Source organism: Halobacillus sp. B29, assembly GCF_052246755.1.
GTDB classification, from domain to species: domain Bacteria; phylum Bacillota; class Bacilli; order Bacillales; family Halobacillaceae; genus Halobacillus; species Halobacillus halophilus.
In genome coordinates, this window is sequence record NZ_JBQQCM010000006.1 from 93,523 (window position 1) to 114,019 (window position 20,497).

Genomic DNA, 20,497 nt, shown 5'->3' on the forward strand with positions numbered 1-20,497 from the left:
TGCGGTGCCTTGTTTAAATCAGTTATGGTGTGAAAGGGACTTATCCCAATTTCTGGCCATTTCTGCTTAGAACGGTTAAGCTTAGCATTATGAAAATTCAAAGGAAGCTGTCTGCATTGTCTTAAGGGTTACTGAAGAAGAACAAAATTTCTTCTATATTGTATCCCAGTTTTTTTTGTGGATATTCCTAAGCAGATGTTTGAGGCTTATCAACACCGGTAGATCTTTGCTGAGCCTACGCATCAAATACAAAAACCTTATAACTCATCGTTTTTCTCCTTTCGCGGAGATTATTTACCATGTCAGATGATATAAAAAGTAAATGGGTTGAGAGGAAACTACAGGTAATTTGATGTGACCGCCTGCAAATGGGACCGGAAATACGTATGTCTTATAAAACAAATTCAATCTAAATAATCATTAAACTTTTGAAAATTCCTTTTGAAAAATGTTTAATAGGGTATGGAATATTATCTATACTCACAAAGGACGTAGATAGAGAATATTAGCTTATTACATAAGGTGATAAAATATCGTCTTACATTACAGAAAGGAAATTTAAGGAGGAAAAGTAGTGGAGGAAATCGTTTATCTGGCTATTTTTGCAGTGATAGTCCTAGTCGTTGGTTTAAGAGAAAAGTCTTCTCATGACCGAAATTTGAAGCAAATCCCTACCCGGATTCTGGTTAATGGAATACGGGGTAAATCCACGGTTACTCGTCTAATTATGGGAATTCTAAAGGAAGATGGCAGAAGAGTAGCCGGTAAGACAACAGGAACCTCGGCTCGTATGTTCTACTGGGATCAGGAGGAAGAAGAGCCGATTGTCCGAAGTCTTCAAGGACCGAATATAAGTGAGCAGAAAACAATGGCAAAAAGAGTAGTAAAAAGAAAAGCAGACGCTTTTGTTAGTGAGTGCATGGCAGTAAATCCAGAGTACCAAAGGATTTTTCAGGAGCGTCTTGTGAAAGCAAATATTACAGTGATTGCTAACGTAATTGAAGACCATATGGATGTCATGGGCCCAACTTTGGATGACATTGCAGAAGCCTTTAGTTCGACCATTCCCCATAATGGACATGTAGTAATCCCTGACACACCATATAAAGGTTATTTTGAGAAAATAGCACGACGCCGTAATTCAAAAGTTGTAGTTGCGGACGAAAGTCTGTTTGAAGAAGAATATCTTAAGAAATTCCCGTTTATGATTTTCCCTCAGAACGCGGCGCTTTCGCTTGCCGTGGCTGACATTCTTGAGATCGATCGTGAAGTGGCACTTCGAGGAATGTTGACAGCGCCTGTAGACCCGGGTGCTATGCGTGTACACAGATTCGGGAAGAAGCGTGCTCCTAAGTACTTCTTTAATGGGTTTGCAGCGAACGATATTACCTCAACATTAAACATTTGGGAACGAATTCAGGAATTGGATTATCCTACGGATGAAAGAACCGTTATTATGAATTGTCGTAGTGACCGTGTCGAGCGTACGATTGATTTTGCAGAAAGAGTTCTGCCCCATATTGAAATGGATAACCTGATTGTAATGGGAGAAACCGTTGATCCAGTTATAAACGCCTACAATGATGGTAGCATTTCGGCTTCGAACATGATCAACTTAGAGAATAAACCTGCAGAGGTTATTGTAGAACACTTGCAAGATCTGCCTGGAAACAGTGTCATTTATGGAATTGGAAATATTGTCGGTGGAGGAGAAGAATTGGCGGCTGCGATTCAGGACCTTGAAATCGTGCCTTCTCTATCAGACTATCAAACAAGCTGGGAAGAAGAAGAAAGTCATACCATCACAGAAGAAGCTTATGAAGAAAGAACTCTTCAAACAAATAAGTAAAGTGAAATACCGCTAAAGGAGTTGGAGTTGTCGTGTTCGGTACAGATTTATATATTGCAATAGTTGTAGGTGTGTTGTTGAGTTTATTATACTCTGAGAAAACAGGGGTAGTACCAGCTGGTTTGGTAGTACCTGGATATGTAGCTTTGATTTTTGATCAGGTTATGTATGTATTGGTAGTAGGATTAATTAGTTTATTAACGTATTTAATAGTTTCGCAGGTGCTTTCTAGATTTACTGTGCTTTATGGACGCCGTAAATTTGCGGCCATGCTTACAGTGGGTGTTTTGATGAAGATGTCTATGGATTATCTGTATCCGCTCACCCCCTTCCCAACGATGGAACTCCGGGGGATCGGGGTTATTGTACCGGGACTTATAGCGAATTCGATTCAAAAACAGGGAGTACTCCCGACCTTTAGTGCTACATTCGTCATTGCTTTCCTTACGTTCGTGGCCATTACAGTTTATAACTTGATTTAGAGGAGCATTTTTTATGAACGAGAATGATATAAAGTACAAAATGAAAGTATGGACTAAAAAGCACAAGAAAAAAGCTGCCCCCCACTCGCTCATTGTTGCGGCTCTACTGGCTATTCCTTTTTTTGGCCATCAGTGGATTGATAGGCCGACAATGCCCGGGGATACAAGACCAGATGATGTGGAGTATAGGGTATCGATGGTGGGCGATATGATGCTTGGCCGGCACGTCCGTGAAGCTGCTGAAAGAAGTGGTGAGCCGATTGGCCGAGTGTTTGAATATGTAGAGCCTTATATTGAAGAATCGGATCATACGACGGGGAACTTTGAAAACCCAGTTATTGATGCGGATAATCCTCAAGTGAAAGAGACCATGGAGGACTTCGAGCTGCGTAATAAAGCTATTCACTTATATTCCGATAAAGGAGCAGGTGAAGCCGTTGCGAAAGCTGGTTTCGACTCTGTGAATCTAGCGAATAACCATACGATGGACTTTGGAAGTCTATCTCTTGAGGAAACCATTAAGAATATGGGGCCTCTTGATATAGACTTACTCGGGATAGGTAAAGCTTTGGATCCCTCTGAAGATCTTTTTCCTGAAGAAGAGGAGCATACGGATGCTGGTAAAATTCACTATTATGAAGCAAATGGTCGAACGATAGCCATCCTTGGTTTTACGGATGTTTATGTACAAGGATATAGTGCAAATGAATACGTCGGAGGGGTTCTCACCGGTTCTGGACTGGGCGTTTTGCAAAAACGCATTCGAGAAGCGAATGAAAACGCCGATGTGGTTATGGTGCATTCCCACTGGGGGGATGAGTACGCAGGAGGCACGAGCCAGGAGCAGGAGACTTTATCCTATCTAATGACGGATATGGGAGCTGATGTCATCATTGGACACCATCCCCACGTGCTTGAGCCTGTCACGCGTGTGCAAGTTGAAGGTGACCCGAACAACCCTCAGGATAATGGAAACACAGCCATTGTTATGAATAGTCTCGGAAACTTCGTTTTTGACCAGGGATGGACAAGAACGAGGGATTCGACTATGGCTCAAATGGACTTTCTGACAGATGGTGGAGCTGAGCTCTCCTTTGTACCCATGCAAATTTCAGATACACGTCCACGGGAAACGAATGGACTCTTGAAGCCTTTAAGAGACTTCCGTATTTTCCGAACTCTTCGTAAGGAGTTGGACAATGAGTACTGGCGCATGGAGGATGACCGATTAGTTATTGATTTGAAAAAAGCTGGAGTAATAGAAGGATAGGAGGGCTGGTGCCTTGAATTATTTGAAAATCACGTACACCATTGCCGCGATTGTCTTTATCGGCCTGGTTGGATGGAATTTTTATTTTGAAGAAGAATTCGACCAGTTTCGTGAACCTTATACGGTAGAAGATCGATCAGAAACAGTTGAAGTAAGCAACGCAGACGGTGAAAATGCTTCTAAAGTTTATGGCGTAAGTGCTGTTCACCCGCTTGCGGTTGAAGCTGGAATGAAGGTATTGGACGAAGGCGGTAACGCAGCAGAAGCAGCAATCGCTGTATCGTTTGTTCTAAATGTTGTTGAACCTTACGGATCAGGAATGGGTGGCGGCGGCCAGATGATTGTACATGAACCTGGCGAAGGTGCTAAAACCTACGACTATAGAGAAGCTGCGCCTCAAAGCGGTGCGAGACCTGATAGAGATATAGCGGTGCCCGGATTTGTTAAAGGGATGGGTGCCATTTATGAGGATTACGGTAGTAATATGGATTGGAGCACGCTGTTAGATGATGCAGTGACACATAGTGAAGATGGCGTGAAAGTCGGCCGGATCTTTCACGAACAGCTTCAAAACTCCAGAAGATTTATCCAAAGCGGAAATGAAGATCCCGCTGTATCTAATAAGTTTTATCCAGAAGGTCGGGCATTAGAGATGAATAAAACACTGATACAGGATGAACTGGCAAACACGCTTAAGACGCTTCAGGAAAACGGACCGGAAGCATTCTATGAAGGTGAAATTGCAGAGAAGATTAAACAGCAGGTTAACTTCGGACCGAATGACTTAGCAGCTTATGAGGTTGAAGAACGTGTGGCTCCTTCTGGTAACTTTAATGGTCAGCAAGTATTTGCCGGTTCTTCACCGACTTCCGGTATAATCGTCATCCAGGCTCTTCAAATGCTTGAAAAATTAGATAAAAACCTGGATGAAGTTCTGCGAACAGAATTTGGAAATGAAAATGGGGAGCTTCCTGCATTTTTAGCTGGAAACATGCCGGAAAACATGCAGGAAGTTGTGAACCAGCCTCAATATAAAGATATTTATATTCATCTTGTGAATAAGATTGTAAACCGTGTTTATTCCGACCGTGTTCATACTTTGGGAGATCCTAAGTTTGTGGACGTGAACCAGGAGAAACTAACATCTGAAAGTTATTCCAACCAGTTATTCGAAGAAGAATTCGATATAGGTGGCCAGGAACTCACCAGTTCAGCTGAAATTCTTACATCCCCTGGTGAAAAAGCAGATTCCAGAAACACCACTCATTTCGTCGTAGTGGATAAGAATGGCATGATGGTGTCTGCCACAAACTCACTTGGGAAATTCTTTGGATCTGGTCGCTACATTGAAGGGTTCTTTATGAACCACCAAATGAGTAACTTTGACACCGTAGATGGCGCTATGAACGACTATGAGCCTGGTAAGCGGCCTCGTTCTTTCGTATCTCCATTAGTTTTTGCTGAAGACGGTCGTGCCGTTCTAGGTATTGGTTCACCGGGTGGATCGAGAATTCCTGCAATGCTCCTTCAGTCACTGATTCAATACGAGTATGGAGTAACGGAGGAAGGCGAAAAGCTTACACTCCAGCAGGCAATCAGTCGTTCTCGGTTCTATACGGCAGATAACGTTGTCCACTTGGAAAACATGGTGGATCAGGGAGCTGTAAACCGTTTAAGAAGTGAAATGGATTACTCTGTTATCACGCACGATTCTCCCGTATTTTATGGAGGCATACAGGGTCTTGGCATTCGTACGAATGGGGATGTGACCCAAATGTACGGCGGCGGAGATCCAAGACGTCTCGGAACATGGAAAATTGCCAACGATTCTGGTAATTAACGATAGAGAGTAACTGAGTCAATTAAGCCCACCTTTTTGTTGCAAGGTGGGCTTTTTCTATGAGAGTCGACTGTTATTTTTCTGTCGTCTCTGTTTTTCTTAGTCCCACTCAAACGAAGAAGTATGCTGCAAGCTAATAGAGGGGGAGACGATGAAATGAATACACTTCACCATGGGTACTGGACTTTTTTTGTGAGCCGAAAACAAAAACATACTGGCTGGTTTATAATTGGAAGTATTTTACCGGATATCGTTTATTATGTCATGTTTCTATACTTATGTATTTCGCGTAATGCATTTCAGGTCATAGATGACCCCGATCCTTTAAAATCCCTGTTTGGAATTGTTCATGAGTTGTTTGAACATCCAGTAGTGAGTATTCTGCGGCAGGCTGGTCATTCTATATTTATATGGATTGTTATATTCACTGTCGTTCTTGTTTGGAAAGGCCGTAAGCTCACAAAAATGTCTGCTCTGATGTATGGCTGGCTTGGCCACATAGTGGTTGACCTCCTTACTCATGTGGAGGATGCCGTACCCATATTTTATCCGGTAAGCTCCTATATTTTCAGAAGCAGGGTGTCATATTGGAATGATGAACATTATGCAGACATCTTCTCATTGATCAATATGCTTCTCATTTTTCTCTCCCTCGTTTATTTAATTGTGAAGAAAATCCGAAAAAAGCGTTCGTTCACAAAAAGTTCATGAGCATGATGGGGTTTATCATTCTCTATTATTCGACTTTCATGATATGATTTTATATGAATGCTGCAATGTATTGACGATCGTCATTATATATAGAGAAAGGGTAAGACGATGAAGAAATTTTCAATTTTAACTACGTTTGTCACGTTCCTCGCTCTTATTCTTGGAAATCTTGTGGTAGCTACAAATTCCGGGGATGCGTGCGGAACCTCCTGGCCATTCTGTAATGGTTCAGTCATACCTGATTTTACTGATTATCACGTTCTTATAGAATATTCTCACAGACTAATGGTTCCTTTACTCGCCGTGCTTACGTTCATCAATGCGGTCGGGGCAATATATAAACACCGTAAACGTAAGACTGTGCTTATTTTAGCCATGTTAAGTTTGGGCTTGCTGGTATTTCAATCCTTAGTTGGAGGCTTTAATGTTCTTCTAGGTACGCCTCCAGGTTTCACCACGCTTGATGTTACGTTCAGCCAAATTCTGTTGATTGTGCTTGTACTGTTAAGCTATAGCCTTCACGAGAAAAAAATTGAGCTGGACCGTACGAGCTGGTCCACCATATCTATGAGTTACAGGACGTTTATAATAGGTTTCAGTATCTACGTTATGCAAGTCATTTTAGGAGCATTTTTCAAACACAGTCGTGCGAGTAATGTTATGCTTGATATTCCGGCAGTCGAATATCTGATCAAAAGTGAAGCAATTGCAAATATGGTATATTCTCTTCACTGGGTCGCAACAATTGTCATATTAGTAGCGGCTGTATGGTTTGTTATATACGCATCTAAATTCAAATATCATGTAACGCTATCCTGGCTGTATCTATTTTCACTGCTGTTAAATGCGGTAGTAGGATTCGTGATTGTGGTAACTGGCAACGTTGTTGTAGCCTCGTCTATTCACATGATCCTATCGACGGTCACAATGGTTATTGGAGCAAGCATATTGGGCGGTTACTGGTTTAAACTGCAAAAGAAACCTATTTAACTTATTAAAAAACCTCGCTGTTACAGCGAGGTTTTTTCAATGGATCATCTTCATCAAAAAGAAAAACATTTTCTATTGGTTCCCGAAATTGATAAGCAATTTTAGCAGCTGATTTGAGAGAAGGGTTATATTCTCCTTTTTCAAGGAAAACGATAGTCTCCCTTCTCACATGAACTATTCGCGCAAGATCCGCTTGCGTTAAGTCATGCCTGGCTCGAAACTCTTTTATCCGTATTCTCATTCCATTGTTCCGCTCTGTTTCTTGGACTTTAACCACGAAAATGCTAATAGGATTACCATGCCTCCGAGGCCGTTCATTAGCCGTTCATCTGTTTGAAAATGTTTTTTTAAATGCGAACAAGGCGATCCATAAAAATTAAGAATAAAAATAAGCGTGCCCCGCAGCGAACAGTTTGAGCATTTTTGAGCGTTCGTCATTAAATGGGATGCCCAGCTTTATTTCCTTATAAAGCGTAAAGATGACCCTTCCTAAAAGAATTAAAGCCAGTAACGATCATAATACTGTTTGCACTTCAATGTTTTGAACAAGCAAGTAGATCTGGGAAAGTCCTCTAACTAAAAGTAAACTTGCAGAAAGGGAAAAGAGGATTAACATTTGTTTGGTGGTCATGATCTACACACCTCTTATATGAGAAATAATTAACTTTACATTTTAAATATATAACATATAAAAAATACAATAAAAGCCTGCGGAAACGTGTTCCGCAGGCTTTTATTACTTAAATAGTTCTTGTATCTCCTCTTCACTTAGTGAAGTAAGCATAGATTCTCCTGGTTGAATGATTTGGTCTACGAGATCTCGTTTCTTTTGCTGCAGTTGGTAAATGCGTTCTTCAATGGTACCTTCTGAAATCATACGGATTACTTGTACAACTCTTTCCTGCCCAATTCGATGAGCACGGCCTGCGGCTTGTTCTTCAATCGCCGGGTTCCACCATAAATCGTACAAAATTACAGTATCAGCACCAGTCAGATTTAAGCCTGTTCCTCCGGCTTTCAGGGAGATAAAGAATGCATCTTTTTCTCCCTGGTTGAACTGATCCACCATGTCCATCCGTTTGTCAGCTTTCGTACTTCCGTCTAAATAGAAGCCGTCAATACCATCATTCGAGAGTTCTTTATGCAATAATGTCAGCATACTGGAAAATTGGGAAAAGATGAGTAAGCGGTGTCCGCTTTCTTTCATTTCGTGAGCCAGCTCTTTCAGTTGGTCCAATTTACCTGAGCCGCCCTCGTAATTCTCAAGGAACAGAGAAGGGTGACAGCAAATTTGTCTCAAGCGTGTAAGACCGGCAAGAATTTCAATTTTTCCGCGCTGAATTCCTTTTGTAGCAATGGTTTCCTCGATGTCGTTTTGAATACGTTCCAAGTAGGCCAGGTAAACCTCTTTTTGCTCCCGGGTAAGTTCTGAATACTGGACCGTGTCAATTTTATCCGGCAGTTCATCCAGCACTTCGGTTTTCATACGCCGGAGTATAAAGGGACGGGTCATGCGGGCAATTTTTTCCGGCTTCATCTGCATGAACTTCTTCTTGCTTGTGTAAAACCCAGGCATAATGGTTCTGAAAATCGACCATAGTTCCTGAAGTGAATTTTCAATAGGCGTACCACTTAAAGCAAAGCGATGCCTGGAGCGGATCGTTCGAACGGCAGAAGCAGTCTTCGTTGTATCATTTTTTATAGCCTGTGATTCGTCCAGAATCATAGCGTGAAATTGGGTCGTTTCATAAAATTTTGCATCTTGACGAAGCAGAGGATAAGAGGTAATCCACACGTCTGCTGATCCCTCTGTAATCATCTGCTGACGGACGCTAGGATCTCCGGAGATGATCTGGACGGTCAATTCTGGTGCAAACTTTTCGAGTTCCTTTTTCCAATTATAGACGAGTGAAGCTGGTGTAATAATTATGACGGGTGCATTCAAGACGCCCTCTTCTTTTTCATGAAGAAGAAAAGTAATGGCTTGAATGGTTTTACCTAAGCCCATATCATCTGCTAGAATCCCGCCTAATCCATAGGTAGCAAGAGTTTTCATCCAACGGAATCCCGTCATCTGATAAGGGCGTAGATCTGCTTGTAAACCAGCTGGTTTATTTAAATTAAACGTTTCTGGAGACTGAAGACGCTCCACCAGTTTAGTAAACTTCTGATCCCGCTCTGATTCTTCAGGCTGCAATACATCATCTACTTGAAGTGTACGGGCTTGGGAAACATGCAGCTCACTGCTGTCTATATCCTTAGCTGAGAGGTCGAGTTCATCTGCCAGTCTCTGAAAACGCTCGAAGGATTCTGAGGTCAATGAAAGTAAACTTCCGTCAGAGAGCCGATAGTACTTTTTACGCTCAATCGCAGCTTTCATTGCAGCGCTTACGTCTTCTGAACTTATTCCATCAATGCCGAAACTGATGTCCAGCCAGCTGCCATCGCTTTCCATTTGCACAGAAGGTTTGAGCTCATGATCCTGTTCGGCAAGCAGCGAACGGACAGAAGAAGATAGATAAACTTCAGCATGCTCTTTCAATCTTTGTAAGTAGTCTGAAAAGAAAGTGTCAAGGGCTTCTTCTTCTTCAATATAAACGATTTCTCCATCAAATTTAAATTCGGCCGATTCAATAATCTGGATGATGGCCTGTTCTGTTGTACTGTTTCGCTGAACGATAGTCTGATTGGGAGCAGAGTTCTGTTTGAAAGGATCAATAAGCAGATCGCCGTAGCGAAAACGGACATTAATCGTTAGTGTCCACTGGAAGAAATCCAGATAGACTTCTGCCTGTAGCGGATGCTGACTGATCTTTTTTTGAGCTGTTTGATCCAGTTGTACTTCGGCTATGGTTTCAAGCTCTGGAAGTACATAAGAAACAATGCCTTCCATATCAGAATGACTCACGGTGTGGTTCCCATTTGAATTATAAGGAAGCAGAGTGTATAGCGTTCCGAGCACTTCCTCTTTCTGTGGATCGAGCGCATAGAACGTGCCTTCCTTGTATAAAAGGTGATAGTCAGCTAAATAATCATAGCTTTTCAAATGATTCATATGCATATGAAAATGACCGCGTTCTTCTGATATATAAAAAGACAGCTCAGGGAATTCCGTTTTATAGCTCAGTGGACCAGCCAGTTCACCTTTAACAGACACTTGAGCTTGTTGCTCCTCAAGCCTGGGCAGTAGGTTTTGGGCCAGCACCGGGGAGATACGCAAGGTTTTTTTATCGTTTTGTGTCCATTGCTGCTCGTAAAAACGTTCTTGCTCATAGGCTTGCTGTAACAAAGACAGGATTTCTTTATCTTTTTCTTCGAAAACATGGTCGGCTGGGTCGAAAGTGAACTTTTTGGATATTCTGTAAGGCTGAGCTTTTTGGATATGCTCAAGCAGCTCACGAATGTCTTTTATGACATATGGATAGCCTTCACCAAACTTTAATTCAACACTTAAATTCTTGGTCCCAAGCATAGATTGAAGATGAAGAAAGTATTGAATTTGAATGGGCTTCTTCAAGCCTTCTGTCTGACGGTTTTCCTGGCGCTGGCGGAAAGTTTCAAACAAGCGCATGGCAAACAGACGATCATGGTTTGTTTCTTTCTTCGCCTGGCGTCCTTTTACGGCCAGCTTGGGCCCAAGTTCCTCTAGGGCACGTTCCCGGATAGCTATTAAGACGGCAGCGATATGTTTACAGGTATAGTAATTGTTGTAAGCTTCACATTCGCAGGTGGCTTCAACATCATCCTCTTCAAAAAAGAAAACACGCACTTCGTAATCGTGCGTCCCTGCAACGACAGCCCGCCAGGAGCGAATAGCTCCGTTATAAGAAAGTCCATAGACTTTCTTTGATTCATAATATTGTTTACCACGTTTGTAAAAAGTGTGGCCGGTTATTTTCTTGATATCACTTGGTTGTAATAAGTACGATTGCATAAATGGCATCCTTACTATCAGTATTTCCTCTATTATAACAGGTTTGACCAGATGATAATTGACTATATCTGTTACCTCAGGTCCCCCATAAATTCCCACCTCAGGTCTTCCATATCCTGGATGACCTGAGGTGGGAATTTATGCAAGCGAAAATAGGGGATATCATTGATTCTTGATTGATTTTAATGCATGGTTGTGCTAACTTTCAAAGTATGAGTTTTATAAATTCGAGATTACTGCTCAATCGAGTGAGCGGTTTTTTTATGGAGTGAATCGGCCAATGTGATACGTATATCCTACCTTACGTAAGTCACCCGAATGAATAATAATATGGAGGATATGACGATGAATATTCAAGACGAAATGAAAAAACGCCGTACGTTTGCTATTATATCCCACCCTGATGCTGGGAAAACGACCATGACTGAGAAAATGTTGTTATTCGGTAATCTCATTCGTTCAGCTGGTACAGTGAAAGGTAAAAAGTCAGGAAAGTTCGCTACCTCTGACTGGATGGAAATTGAGAAGCAAAGAGGAATTTCCGTTACTTCTAGTGTAATGAATTTTCCTTACAAAGGCTACCAGGTTAATATACTTGATACGCCCGGGCACGAAGATTTCAGTGAAGATACGTATCGTACCCTGACCGCTGTTGACAGTGTGGTTATGGTGATCGACGGAACTAAAGGAATTGAAGCCCAAACATTGAAATTATTTAAAGTATGTAAAATGCGGGGCATTCCGATCTTCACATTTATTAATAAAATGGACCGTGAAGGTCGTGAGCCGTTTGAGTTAATGGAAGAAATTGAAGAAACATTGAACATCGAGACTTATCCAATGACCTGGCCGGCGGGCATGGGTAAACGATTTCTTGGTGTATTCGACCGTAATAATGAGCAATTTGTTCATTATACCGGTAATGAAGAAGAAGCTTATATTCCTTATGACCAACTGGACCAACATCCAGAGCTTTCTGAAAATGCTACCTTTCAGGAAGCGGAAGAAGAAATGCTGCTTGTGGATGAAGCAGGAGACGGTTTTGACATGGATAAAGTAATGAGAGGGGACCAGACTCCTGTGTTCTTCGGGAGCGCCCTCGCGCCGTTCGGTGTGGAAACATTCTTTAATTCATTCATTGAGATGGCTCCGGAACCTGCCCCAAGGAAGTCAACGGAAGGGATTGTTTCACCGGACCACGAAGAATTCTCTGGATTTATATTCAAAATCCAGGCGAATATGAATCCACAGCACAGAGACCGGATAGCCTTCGTAAGAGTTTGCTCAGGTAAATTCGAACGTGGCATGAACGTAACCTTGTCGCGTACAGGAAAATCTTTTAAGCTGGCGCAATCCCAGCAGTTTGTCGCCTCATCCCGCGGAACGGTTGAAGAAGGTTATGCGGGAGATATTATCGGAATTTATGATCCGAATGTGTACCGTATTGGGGACACCATCGTTACCGGTAAATCAAATTTCGAATACGATGAATTGCCTCAGTTCCCGCCGGAATTGTTCAAGAAAGTAACGGCCAAGAACGTAATGAAGTCCAAACAATTCAGAAAAGGATTGGAACAGCTGGTGCAAGAAGGAGCTATTCAGCTGTTTAAACGTTATCGCTTTGAAGATTATATTATTGGAGCAGTCGGGGAACTTCAGTATGAAGTCTTCGAATATCGTATGAAGAATGAGTACAATGTGGATATAGAGTTGACTTCGATCGGAGAGCGCATCCCCCGCTGGCTGCGGGAAGATCAGGTTGATGAATCTCTATTTGATGAGCGGAACATGTTGGCCGAAGATCGGGAAGGCAATCCCTTAGTTCTTTTCAAAAATGATTTCTCACTTCGCTGGTTTGAGGATAAACACCCTGATATAGAATTGACCGATCTCTTTGAAGTGAACCAGTACAATCAGACATTCGAATAAAAATAGGACAACCACTACAAAACTTTTGTAGTGGTTTTTTTACAGGAAATTATACCCATTGTTTTCGAAAATCTATTATAATGAACATTAGCCCAATCGATAAAAAGTGATTGATTTTAATAGGAGTGGAAATGTGCAATCCTTTGAAAAATATCAGAAATTATTCTTAACTAATGTGTCTAAAAAAATTGAAACCTGGCAGGAACGCCCCTTTGTAGAAGAAAAAGAGATCTACAAATTTCTTCACTCTGTAAAAGGAACGGCTGCTTCTATACAGCTCCCGGAATTATCATCAGAAGCCGAAAAAGTAATGGATCACGTAAACCAAGCCTCTACAGCAAGCTGGCAAGAAGGTTCATGGTCGGAGTTATTGCAGCCGATTTTTCTTCATGCTGCTTTTAATAAGGGATTAGACCTCTCTTGGAAGGCACAGGAAGTGCCCGTCTTTCAAAAAGAAGAAAAGCAGCCTACGATTTTAATTTTAGAAAATAATTTAGATTTCCTGCATCATTTTCGTAACAATATGGAAAGTCACGGCTACAATATCCTTATTGCTGCCACAGAGGAACGGGCACTGAATCTGTTTTATGATGAAACGCCGGATTTAGTCGTGATTGATTTTTACTTAGAAAATAAAAACGGCCTAGAAATATTGGAAGAAATCAGTACACAGGCTACAAGTATTTTAACTCCTGTCATAATTATCAGCGAAGATGGTTCTTCCGAATTAGCAAAAAAAGTGTATGAAACATCAGCTCTCGATTTTATCCCGAAGCCTATTGATTTTGAAGTCTTTACTACTCTCATTCGAAACCGGCTCTTACACGTACGATCTTTAAAAAAACAAATAACTACCGATAAATTGACTAAAGCCTATAACCGGACGTACCTCCAGGATTTACTTGAACGGAAGAAGCGCACGTTCCATAGAAATGAGGAAACATTCTGTCTAGCCATTCTTGATTTAGATGATTTTAAAAATGTAAATGACAGCTATGGACATACTGTAGGGGATGAAGTGTTAGTCCAGCTATCTGAAGTTTTACATGCTTCTACTCGCCCAGAAGACAGTGTGATTCGCTATGGAGGCGAAGAGTTTATTGTAGTAATGCCTGTCATAAGCAGAACACAGGCGAAAAGGCGACTGGGAAATATGTTAGAAAAATTTAAATCGATTGTTCATACCTATAAGAACTATGAGTTCTCTTTAAGCTTTACAGCGGGATTAACAGAGATGAACAAATCCGTTTCAAAAATGGAAGACCTGATTGTGCAAGCTGACTTGGCTTTGTACAGGGGAAAGCGTTCTGGAAAAGGAACCGTCACTATATACGAGCAGAATCGGGATATACCCAAGGTTTCGAATGCAGAAAAAAAGCTAGTCCATATTTCTGTTGTTGATGACGATTCAATCATTAGAGAGATTCTGTCTGACAGGCTTCAAACAATGAGTTACTTTGATCACTCTGTGCAAGTTCACGCATATAAGGACGGAGAAAGTTTTTTGAAAGACGATCATGACGGCAAATATAAACACGTTGTCCTTCTTGATGGGGTACTTCCGGGGATGGATGGGCTGGAGGTATTATCACAGATTAGGTGTCATGATCAGGAAACCGTAGTTATTATGCTCACGGGGAGACAGAAAGGAAAGGATATAATAAAAGCGCTGAATATCGGAGCGGATGATTATATGACCAAACCTTTCAGCACAGATGAATTAGTCGCACGAATCCGCAGGCTGATTCAACGCCATAAGGGAGGAAAAAGATGAAAAAACGCATTTTAGTAGCAGATGATGAAGAGGTGCTCAGAATGCTGATCACAGATACACTTGAAGATGAAGGGTATATCATAACAGTAGCTGAAGACGGCAGAGAAGCGTTGGAGATCCTGCAGCATGACACGTTGGACTTAGTTATTCTGGATTACATGATGCCAGGATTGACTGGGATAGAAGTAGCCGAAAAGATAAGTGAAGGTTGTAAAAATCGACCACCTATCGTTATGTTAACCGCTAAAACTCAGGAGTCTGATGTGGAGATTTCTAAGAACGCCGGCATTCAGTATTTTATGGGAAAGCCTTTCAGTCCAATTGAATTAATCCAATTAGTAGAGGAAATCCTGACATGATGGATTACTTCCAAAAATCGATTCGCAGAAAATTCTTTATAGTCATGCTGGTAGTAGTGACTGCCACCTGTCTAGCTACGTCGGTCCTATTTTATTTACAGTACTCCAATAAGATCCAGCATGAGACGTTGACGGCTGAATTAGTAGATAAGCGAAACGTTTTACGCAATATTAAAGAAGAGTATCAGACCATGGTTTTTCGAACTCGTGGATACATAGCATTCAATAATAATAATGAACTGCTCCAAGCAAAACAGGCGCGGGAAAACCTTGACGGATATTTATCCGAAGCTCAGGGAATGAATTGGTCTAATGGACGGATTGAACTTTTTTCTGATCTTAATCTGTTTTTGAAATATTACTGGCAAAGTCTAATTCCCAAAGTAGAGATGGCTGTAGAAAACGGGAATATGGAAGAAGTTCGGCAACTCAGTCTCGCTAATACAACCGAACAAATTAATGAAATTATCCAAACACTCGAAGATATATCGAATGAAGCTCAACAGACGTTAACCTCAGAAAATGACAATTTCCTTGAGCGGATGGACTTGATTTCTTATTTGCTTTTTGCCCTAATGGTTCTTGTAGTTTTCATCCTATCAATTGCCTCAAGAACATTGAGCCGGGGGATAGGACGACCGCTTTCTGAACTTTCGATAGCATCTGAATCATTAGCTGCAGGAAGAAATTATGATGAGTTACCTTCGAGTAAGCGAAAAGACGAAATTGGTACATTGACACGCTCCTTTCAATATATGGCCAAGGAAATTGGAGAAAGGGAAGACAATCTTTCTGCTCAAAATGAAGAACTGATGGCCCAACAGGAAATGCTTGAATCCTATGTAAATGATTTACGAAACAAGGACTTGGCTTTAAATGAGTCCTCCATTGTCGCTATATTGGACGAAGATGGATGGATTCAAACCTGTAACGGTAAATTAGCGGAAGCATCGGATTATTCAGTAAGTGAGTTGGAGGGGCGTCATTTCTTAAGCTTAACGGAGGAGTCTTACGATCATACGGATGTAAAGAAAGCCTTCCCAGGAGTGGAACACGGAAAGGTGTGGAAAGGAGAGGTGAGGTGTAACCGTAAAGGTGGAGGTTTTTTTTATACAAACACCACTGTAGTCCCTTACATAAATGAGGTTGGCAAAGTCGAACAATTTATTGTTATTCAGAAAGATATCACTGATATAAAACAGGCCCAGGAGCGGTTAAAGGATTCTTTAAGTGAGACAGAGAAGGCAAGAAGTACAGTGGAGAAATTGAATTCTATGAACCAGACGCTTTCAACCACCATGGACAAGCAGTCTTTGCTGGATCAGGTCATTTACCAGCTCTCTATTTTATATCCATTCGACCATGGAATCTTTATGCTGCTTGATTCTGGTGGTTACGCGAAAATTGGTTTAAGAGAGGAAGATTTGAAGGATGATATTATAAATTCTTTCGCTCATGCGGTACAGCGCTTACGGGCTCAACGTGTCCCTTACATCCGGGAGCGTAAAATGACGATCTATGAAGAGGGTTATTTTAATGAATCTAGTAAAAGTTATGATCTCTATGTACCTGTATTTAATTCCAGAAATAAACTGGAGGCGTTCTTTGTAGCTACAAGGATAGGAACTTCCTATGAAAAAGAAGAGATTAATGGAATTACGTCCATTTTGCAGCGAGTTTCATTATACATCGAAAGAATTGATTCTTATGAACAATCAGAAATTAACCGTCAATTGAATCAGGATATCATAGATAATATAAATGAAGGAATTCTGTTTGTAGATGAAGCAGGAAAGCTCGTGCAATACAATCAAAACTGGCTGACATTCCTTGGCCTTCCATACATGGAGCAAGAGAATTGGTTAAAGGTGGAGTTTGAAGATTGGCTAAATCAAATTTCTTCCTACATCACAAATGTGGAAAGCTTCGCAGCCTTTTGCAGAGGAATGGTATTCACTGATGATCATCCAAAGAGCAGTGTGAGAATAGAGATAGGTGCTGAAGAGGAGTTTCGCATAATTGAGGTCTATGCGGAACCTATTTATCATCAACATGAAAAAGAAGGCATTTTATTTGTATTCCGTGACATTACTTCGGAATTTGAAGTCAACCAGATGAAAACAAACCTGGTTAGTACAGTGAGTCATGAATTACGAACTCCACTGGCGAGTGTCCTTGGATATACGGAATTAATGATTCACCGTGATCTGCCGGAAAACCGGAGAAAGAAATATTTAAATACCATTCACGGTGAAGCAAAGCGGCTGACAAACCTTATTAACGATTTTCTGGATCTGCAGCGTATGGAGTCGGGGAAGTCTACTTTCCATAAAGAAGTAGTAGAATTGGGAACTCTGGTAGAAGAAGTGGTAGAAAACTTACGTATCACTCACACAGACCACCTGTTGGTGCTCACAGATCAGACATTAACTTCAAAGATCCACGCAGATCGTGAGAAGATTATACAGTTGATGAATAACATCATAGGGAATGCCATTAAGTTTTCCCCGGATGGAGGAGAAGTGGTAGTAGCTATAAATAACGATCAATCCAACGTTTACGTACATGTAGCGGATGAAGGTCTGGGCATTCCGGAACATGAAGTTACGAAGCTATTTACTAAGTTTCATAGAGTGGATAACTCAAGCCAGCGTAAGATCGGCGGTACGGGTCTTGGGCTTGCTATTAGTAAGGAAATTGCAGAGATTCATAATGGACGTATATCTGTACTCTCAGAACAGGGAGAAGGCAGCGTATTTTCCATTACCTTTCCCTTACATGAACCGTTGAAAAATGAAGATGGTCCGGTTGAAAAAGTCCCGCATGTTATCCTTATGGAAGATGATATTAATTTATCCCAGCTAATAAAAGATGAATTAGGGGACGCTGGTATTAAAGTTTCTCATTACAATGAAGGACGATCAGCTCTGAATGAATTGGATAAAATGAAGCCGGATGTATTTATTATTGATTTAACCTTAGCTGATCAAACTTCTGGATGGGATATTATACAAGCTATTAAGACCTATAATCACCTGTCTGACGTTCCTATATTTATCTCAAGTGCGCTCAGTCAATCGTCGGAAGTTCCAGATATCGAAGTGGAAGGGTATCTGGTCAAACCTTACCCATTAAGAAAACTTTCAACCACTATTATGAAGACCCTCTTACAGGAAAGTAAAACTGGTCAAATTCTGATTGCGAAGGAAGAATAACCAAGAAACTCTTGAGAAATGAAAATTTCTCAAGAGTTTCTTTATTACGAGAAGAGTCTGGACCTGCTTAGCACCGAATGTTTGTTCGTTTAATGTTAGAATGATAAACTAATGTGGTAAACTAATGATGACTAGTTAAGAACGGAGGTTTTCGTCATGGAGAATAAATTCGAATTGGTTTCACAATATTCCCCGCAAGGAGATCAGCCGCGAGCGATTCAGGAACTTGTAGATGGAATTAATCGCGGGGAAAAGCACCAGACTCTTTTAGGGGCGACAGGGACAGGGAAAACGTTCACTATGTCCAACGTGATTCAGGAAGTTAATAAACCTACATTAATCATTGCCCATAATAAAACGCTGGCCGGACAGCTCTACAGCGAGTTTAAAGAGTTCTTTCCAAACAACGCTGTCGAATATTTTGTCAGTTATTATGATTATTATCAGCCGGAGGCCTATGTGCCTTCTTCTGACACATTTATAGAAAAAGATGCGAGTATCAATGATGAAATTGATAAACTGAGACACTCGGCAACTTCAGCTTTGTTTGAACGAAACGACGTTATTATTGTGGCCAGTGTATCGTGTATTTACGGTTTAGGTTCTCCAGACGAATATCGAAGCCAGGTGCTATCAATCCGTTCAGGAATGGAAAAGGACCGTGACGAATTATTACGTAACCTTGTAGACATCCAATATGCCCGCAACGATATTGACTTCCAGAGGGGAACGTTCCGCGTACGCGGGGATTCTGTTGAAATTATACCGGCTTCACGTGAAGAGCATGCTATACGTGTCGAGTTTTTCGGTGATGAAATCGATCGGATTCGCGAAATTGATGTTCTGACTGGAGAAGTTATGGGCGACCGTGAGCATGTAGCGATCTTCCCAGCCTCTCACTTCGTAACACGAGAATCCAAACTAAAAAAAGCAATTGTAAATATAGAGCAGGAAATGATTGAGCGCGTAAAAGAATTACGTGAGCAAAATAAACTGCTTGAAGCTCAGCGCTTAGAGCAGCGGACAAACTATGATTTAGAAATGATGAATGAAATGGGTTTTTGCTCAGGGATCGAAAACTACTCTCGTCATCTGACATTTCGTGAGCCAGGCGCAACTCCATACACACTCCTGGATTACTTTCCAGATGATTTCATGATTATGGCAGATGAGTCACACGTTACACTTCCTCAAGTACGGGGTATGTACAATGGGGACCAGGCACGTAAACAGGTACTTGTTGATCACGGTTTCCGATTACCTTCAGCGCTCGATAACCGGCCGCTGAAGTTCCCGGAGTTTGAAAATCATATTAATCAAATCACATATGTATCTGCTACTCCAGGACCATATGAATTAGAACATACGCCTAAAGTTATTGAACAGATCATCCGGCCGACTGGTCTGCTTGATCCTGAAATTGATGTGCGCCCGATTCATGGACAAATCGATGATCTTGTAGGCGAAATTAACAAGCGTGCCGAAAGAAACGAACGGGTTCTTGTAACAACGTTAACGAAGAAAATGTCTGAAGACCTTACGGATTATTTGAAAGAACTTGGTATCAAAGTTGCTTACTTGCACTCTGAAATTAAAACACTGGAAAGAATAGAAGTTATACGCGATCTCCGTGTTGGTAAATACGATGTAATCATCGGTATTAACCTGCTTAGAGAAGGGCTTGACATCCCTGAGGTTTCTTTAGTTACTATTCTCGATGCTGATAAAGAAGGGTTCTTGAGGTCGGATCGTTCCCTGATTCAGACGATTGGAAGAGCGGCACGTAACGAAAACGGACGTGTCATTATGTACGCGGATAAAATTACGAAGTCGATGCAGTTTGCAATTGATGAAACATACAGGCGTCGTGAAAAGCAAATTGCTTATAATGAAGAACATGGGGTTACACCGAAAACAATCCACAAAGAAGTCCGCGATGTTATTAAAGCAACGGCCGTTTCCGAAGAAGAAGGTTCTTACGACAGCGGTATGAAACGCCCTTCTGAAATGACGAAGAAAGAACGTCAGGAAACGATTGACAATATGGAAACAGAAATGAAGCAGGCGGCTCGAGATTTAGACTTCGAAAGAGCGGCTGAATTACGTGATATATTATTGGAATTAAAAGCGGAGGGATGAGGAAG

The 20,497-nt window shown here is 41.3% G+C and carries 13 protein-coding genes; 11 read left to right on the forward strand and 2 right to left on the reverse strand.

Annotated elements, in window-relative coordinates; all coding sequences use genetic code 11:
• The first annotated feature begins 574 nt into the window (after positions 1-574).
• The 6 genes from pgsB to ACTWP7_RS09520 all read left to right on the forward strand — a co-directional run bounded on the left by pgsB (position 575) and on the right by ACTWP7_RS09520 (position 7,142).
• On the forward strand, positions 575-1,849 hold the full coding sequence (gene pgsB / locus ACTWP7_RS09495) for a poly-gamma-glutamate synthase PgsB (protein ID WP_443122989.1): 1,275 nt from the start codon (positions 575-577) through the stop codon (positions 1,847-1,849).
• A gap of 32 nt (positions 1,850-1,881) precedes the next feature.
• Positions 1,882-2,331, forward strand: a complete 450-nt coding sequence (gene pgsC / locus ACTWP7_RS09500; protein ID WP_014644287.1) for a poly-gamma-glutamate biosynthesis protein PgsC — start codon at positions 1,882-1,884, stop codon at positions 2,329-2,331.
• A gap of 13 nt (positions 2,332-2,344) precedes the next feature.
• Positions 2,345-3,601: a CapA family protein gene (locus ACTWP7_RS09505; protein WP_443122990.1), complete on the forward strand. Its 1,257-nt coding sequence runs from the start codon at positions 2,345-2,347 to the stop codon at positions 3,599-3,601.
• 13 nt (positions 3,602-3,614) lie between these two features.
• Positions 3,615-5,441 (forward strand): gamma-glutamyltransferase family protein, encoded by a 1,827-nt coding sequence (locus ACTWP7_RS09510; protein ID WP_443122991.1) that lies wholly within the window; start codon positions 3,615-3,617, stop codon positions 5,439-5,441.
• A gap of 156 nt (positions 5,442-5,597) precedes the next feature.
• A complete protein-coding gene (locus ACTWP7_RS09515; RefSeq protein WP_443122992.1) occupies positions 5,598-6,152 on the forward strand; it encodes a zinc dependent phospholipase C family protein in 555 nt (184 codons plus the stop codon).
• Positions 6,153-6,260: 108 nt separating this feature from the next.
• On the forward strand, positions 6,261-7,142 hold the full coding sequence (locus ACTWP7_RS09520) for a COX15/CtaA family protein (protein WP_443122993.1): 882 nt from the start codon (positions 6,261-6,263) through the stop codon (positions 7,140-7,142).
• 4 nt (positions 7,143-7,146) lie between these two features.
• Here the strand turns inward: ACTWP7_RS09520 and ACTWP7_RS09525 are convergent, their stop codons facing one another.
• Together ACTWP7_RS09525 and ACTWP7_RS09530 are read right to left on the reverse strand one after the other, a co-directional pair.
• Positions 7,147-7,419 carry a helix-turn-helix transcriptional regulator gene (locus tag ACTWP7_RS09525; protein ID WP_443122994.1) on the reverse strand — a complete coding sequence of 91 codons (273 nt, stop codon included), beginning with the start codon at positions 7,417-7,419 and terminating at the stop codon, positions 7,147-7,149.
• Positions 7,420-7,878: 459 nt separating this feature from the next.
• Positions 7,879-11,076: an SNF2 helicase associated domain-containing protein gene (locus ACTWP7_RS09530; protein ID WP_443122995.1), complete on the reverse strand. Its 3,198-nt coding sequence runs from the start codon at positions 11,074-11,076 to the stop codon at positions 7,879-7,881.
• Positions 11,077-11,421: 345 nt separating this feature from the next.
• Here ACTWP7_RS09530 and ACTWP7_RS09535 point away from each other — a divergent pair, with 345 nt between their 5' ends.
• The 5 genes from ACTWP7_RS09535 (at position 11,422) to uvrB (ending at position 20,492) form a co-directional block, all read left to right on the forward strand.
• Positions 11,422-13,005, forward strand: coding sequence for a peptide chain release factor 3 (locus ACTWP7_RS09535; RefSeq protein ID WP_443122996.1), 1,584 nt, complete (start codon positions 11,422-11,424; stop codon positions 13,003-13,005).
• Between the two features lie 133 nt (positions 13,006-13,138).
• On the forward strand, positions 13,139-14,779 hold the full coding sequence (locus tag ACTWP7_RS09540; protein ID WP_443122997.1) for a GGDEF domain-containing response regulator: 1,641 nt from the start codon (positions 13,139-13,141) through the stop codon (positions 14,777-14,779).
• Entirely contained in the window at positions 14,776-15,138 is a 363-nt protein-coding gene (locus ACTWP7_RS09545) for a response regulator (RefSeq protein WP_443122998.1), read from the forward strand. The genes ACTWP7_RS09540 and ACTWP7_RS09545 overlap by 4 nt, the downstream gene beginning before the upstream one ends.
• Positions 15,135-18,353: an ATP-binding protein gene (locus ACTWP7_RS09550; protein ID WP_443122999.1), complete on the forward strand. Its 3,219-nt coding sequence runs from the start codon at positions 15,135-15,137 to the stop codon at positions 18,351-18,353. The genes ACTWP7_RS09545 and ACTWP7_RS09550 overlap by 4 nt, the downstream gene beginning before the upstream one ends.
• A 156-nt stretch (positions 18,354-18,509) precedes the next feature.
• Complete coding sequence (gene uvrB, locus ACTWP7_RS09555; RefSeq protein ID WP_443123000.1) at positions 18,510-20,492, forward strand: excinuclease ABC subunit UvrB; 1,983 nt, start codon at positions 18,510-18,512, stop codon at positions 20,490-20,492.
• The last annotated feature ends 5 nt before the right edge of the window (positions 20,493-20,497 follow it).

Coding starts and splice junctions, on each gene's coding strand:
- ACTWP7_RS09505 (WP_443122990.1), top strand. CDS start 2,345: ATGAACGAGAATGATATAAAGTACAAAATGAAAGTATGGACTAAAAAG.
- ACTWP7_RS09535 (WP_443122996.1), top strand. CDS start 11,422: ATGAATATTCAAGACGAAATGAAAAAACGCCGTACGTTTGCTATTATA.
- ACTWP7_RS09515 (WP_443122992.1), top strand. CDS start 5,598: ATGAATACACTTCACCATGGGTACTGGACTTTTTTTGTGAGCCGAAAA.
- ACTWP7_RS09530 (WP_443122995.1), bottom strand. CDS start 11,076: ATGCAATCGTACTTATTACAACCAAGTGATATCAAGAAAATAACCGGC.
- ACTWP7_RS09545 (WP_443122998.1), top strand. CDS start 14,776: ATGAAAAAACGCATTTTAGTAGCAGATGATGAAGAGGTGCTCAGAATG.
- uvrB (WP_443123000.1), top strand. CDS start 18,510: ATGGAGAATAAATTCGAATTGGTTTCACAATATTCCCCGCAAGGAGAT.
- ACTWP7_RS09550 (WP_443122999.1), top strand. CDS start 15,135: ATGATGGATTACTTCCAAAAATCGATTCGCAGAAAATTCTTTATAGTC.
- ACTWP7_RS09520 (WP_443122993.1), top strand. CDS start 6,261: ATGAAGAAATTTTCAATTTTAACTACGTTTGTCACGTTCCTCGCTCTT.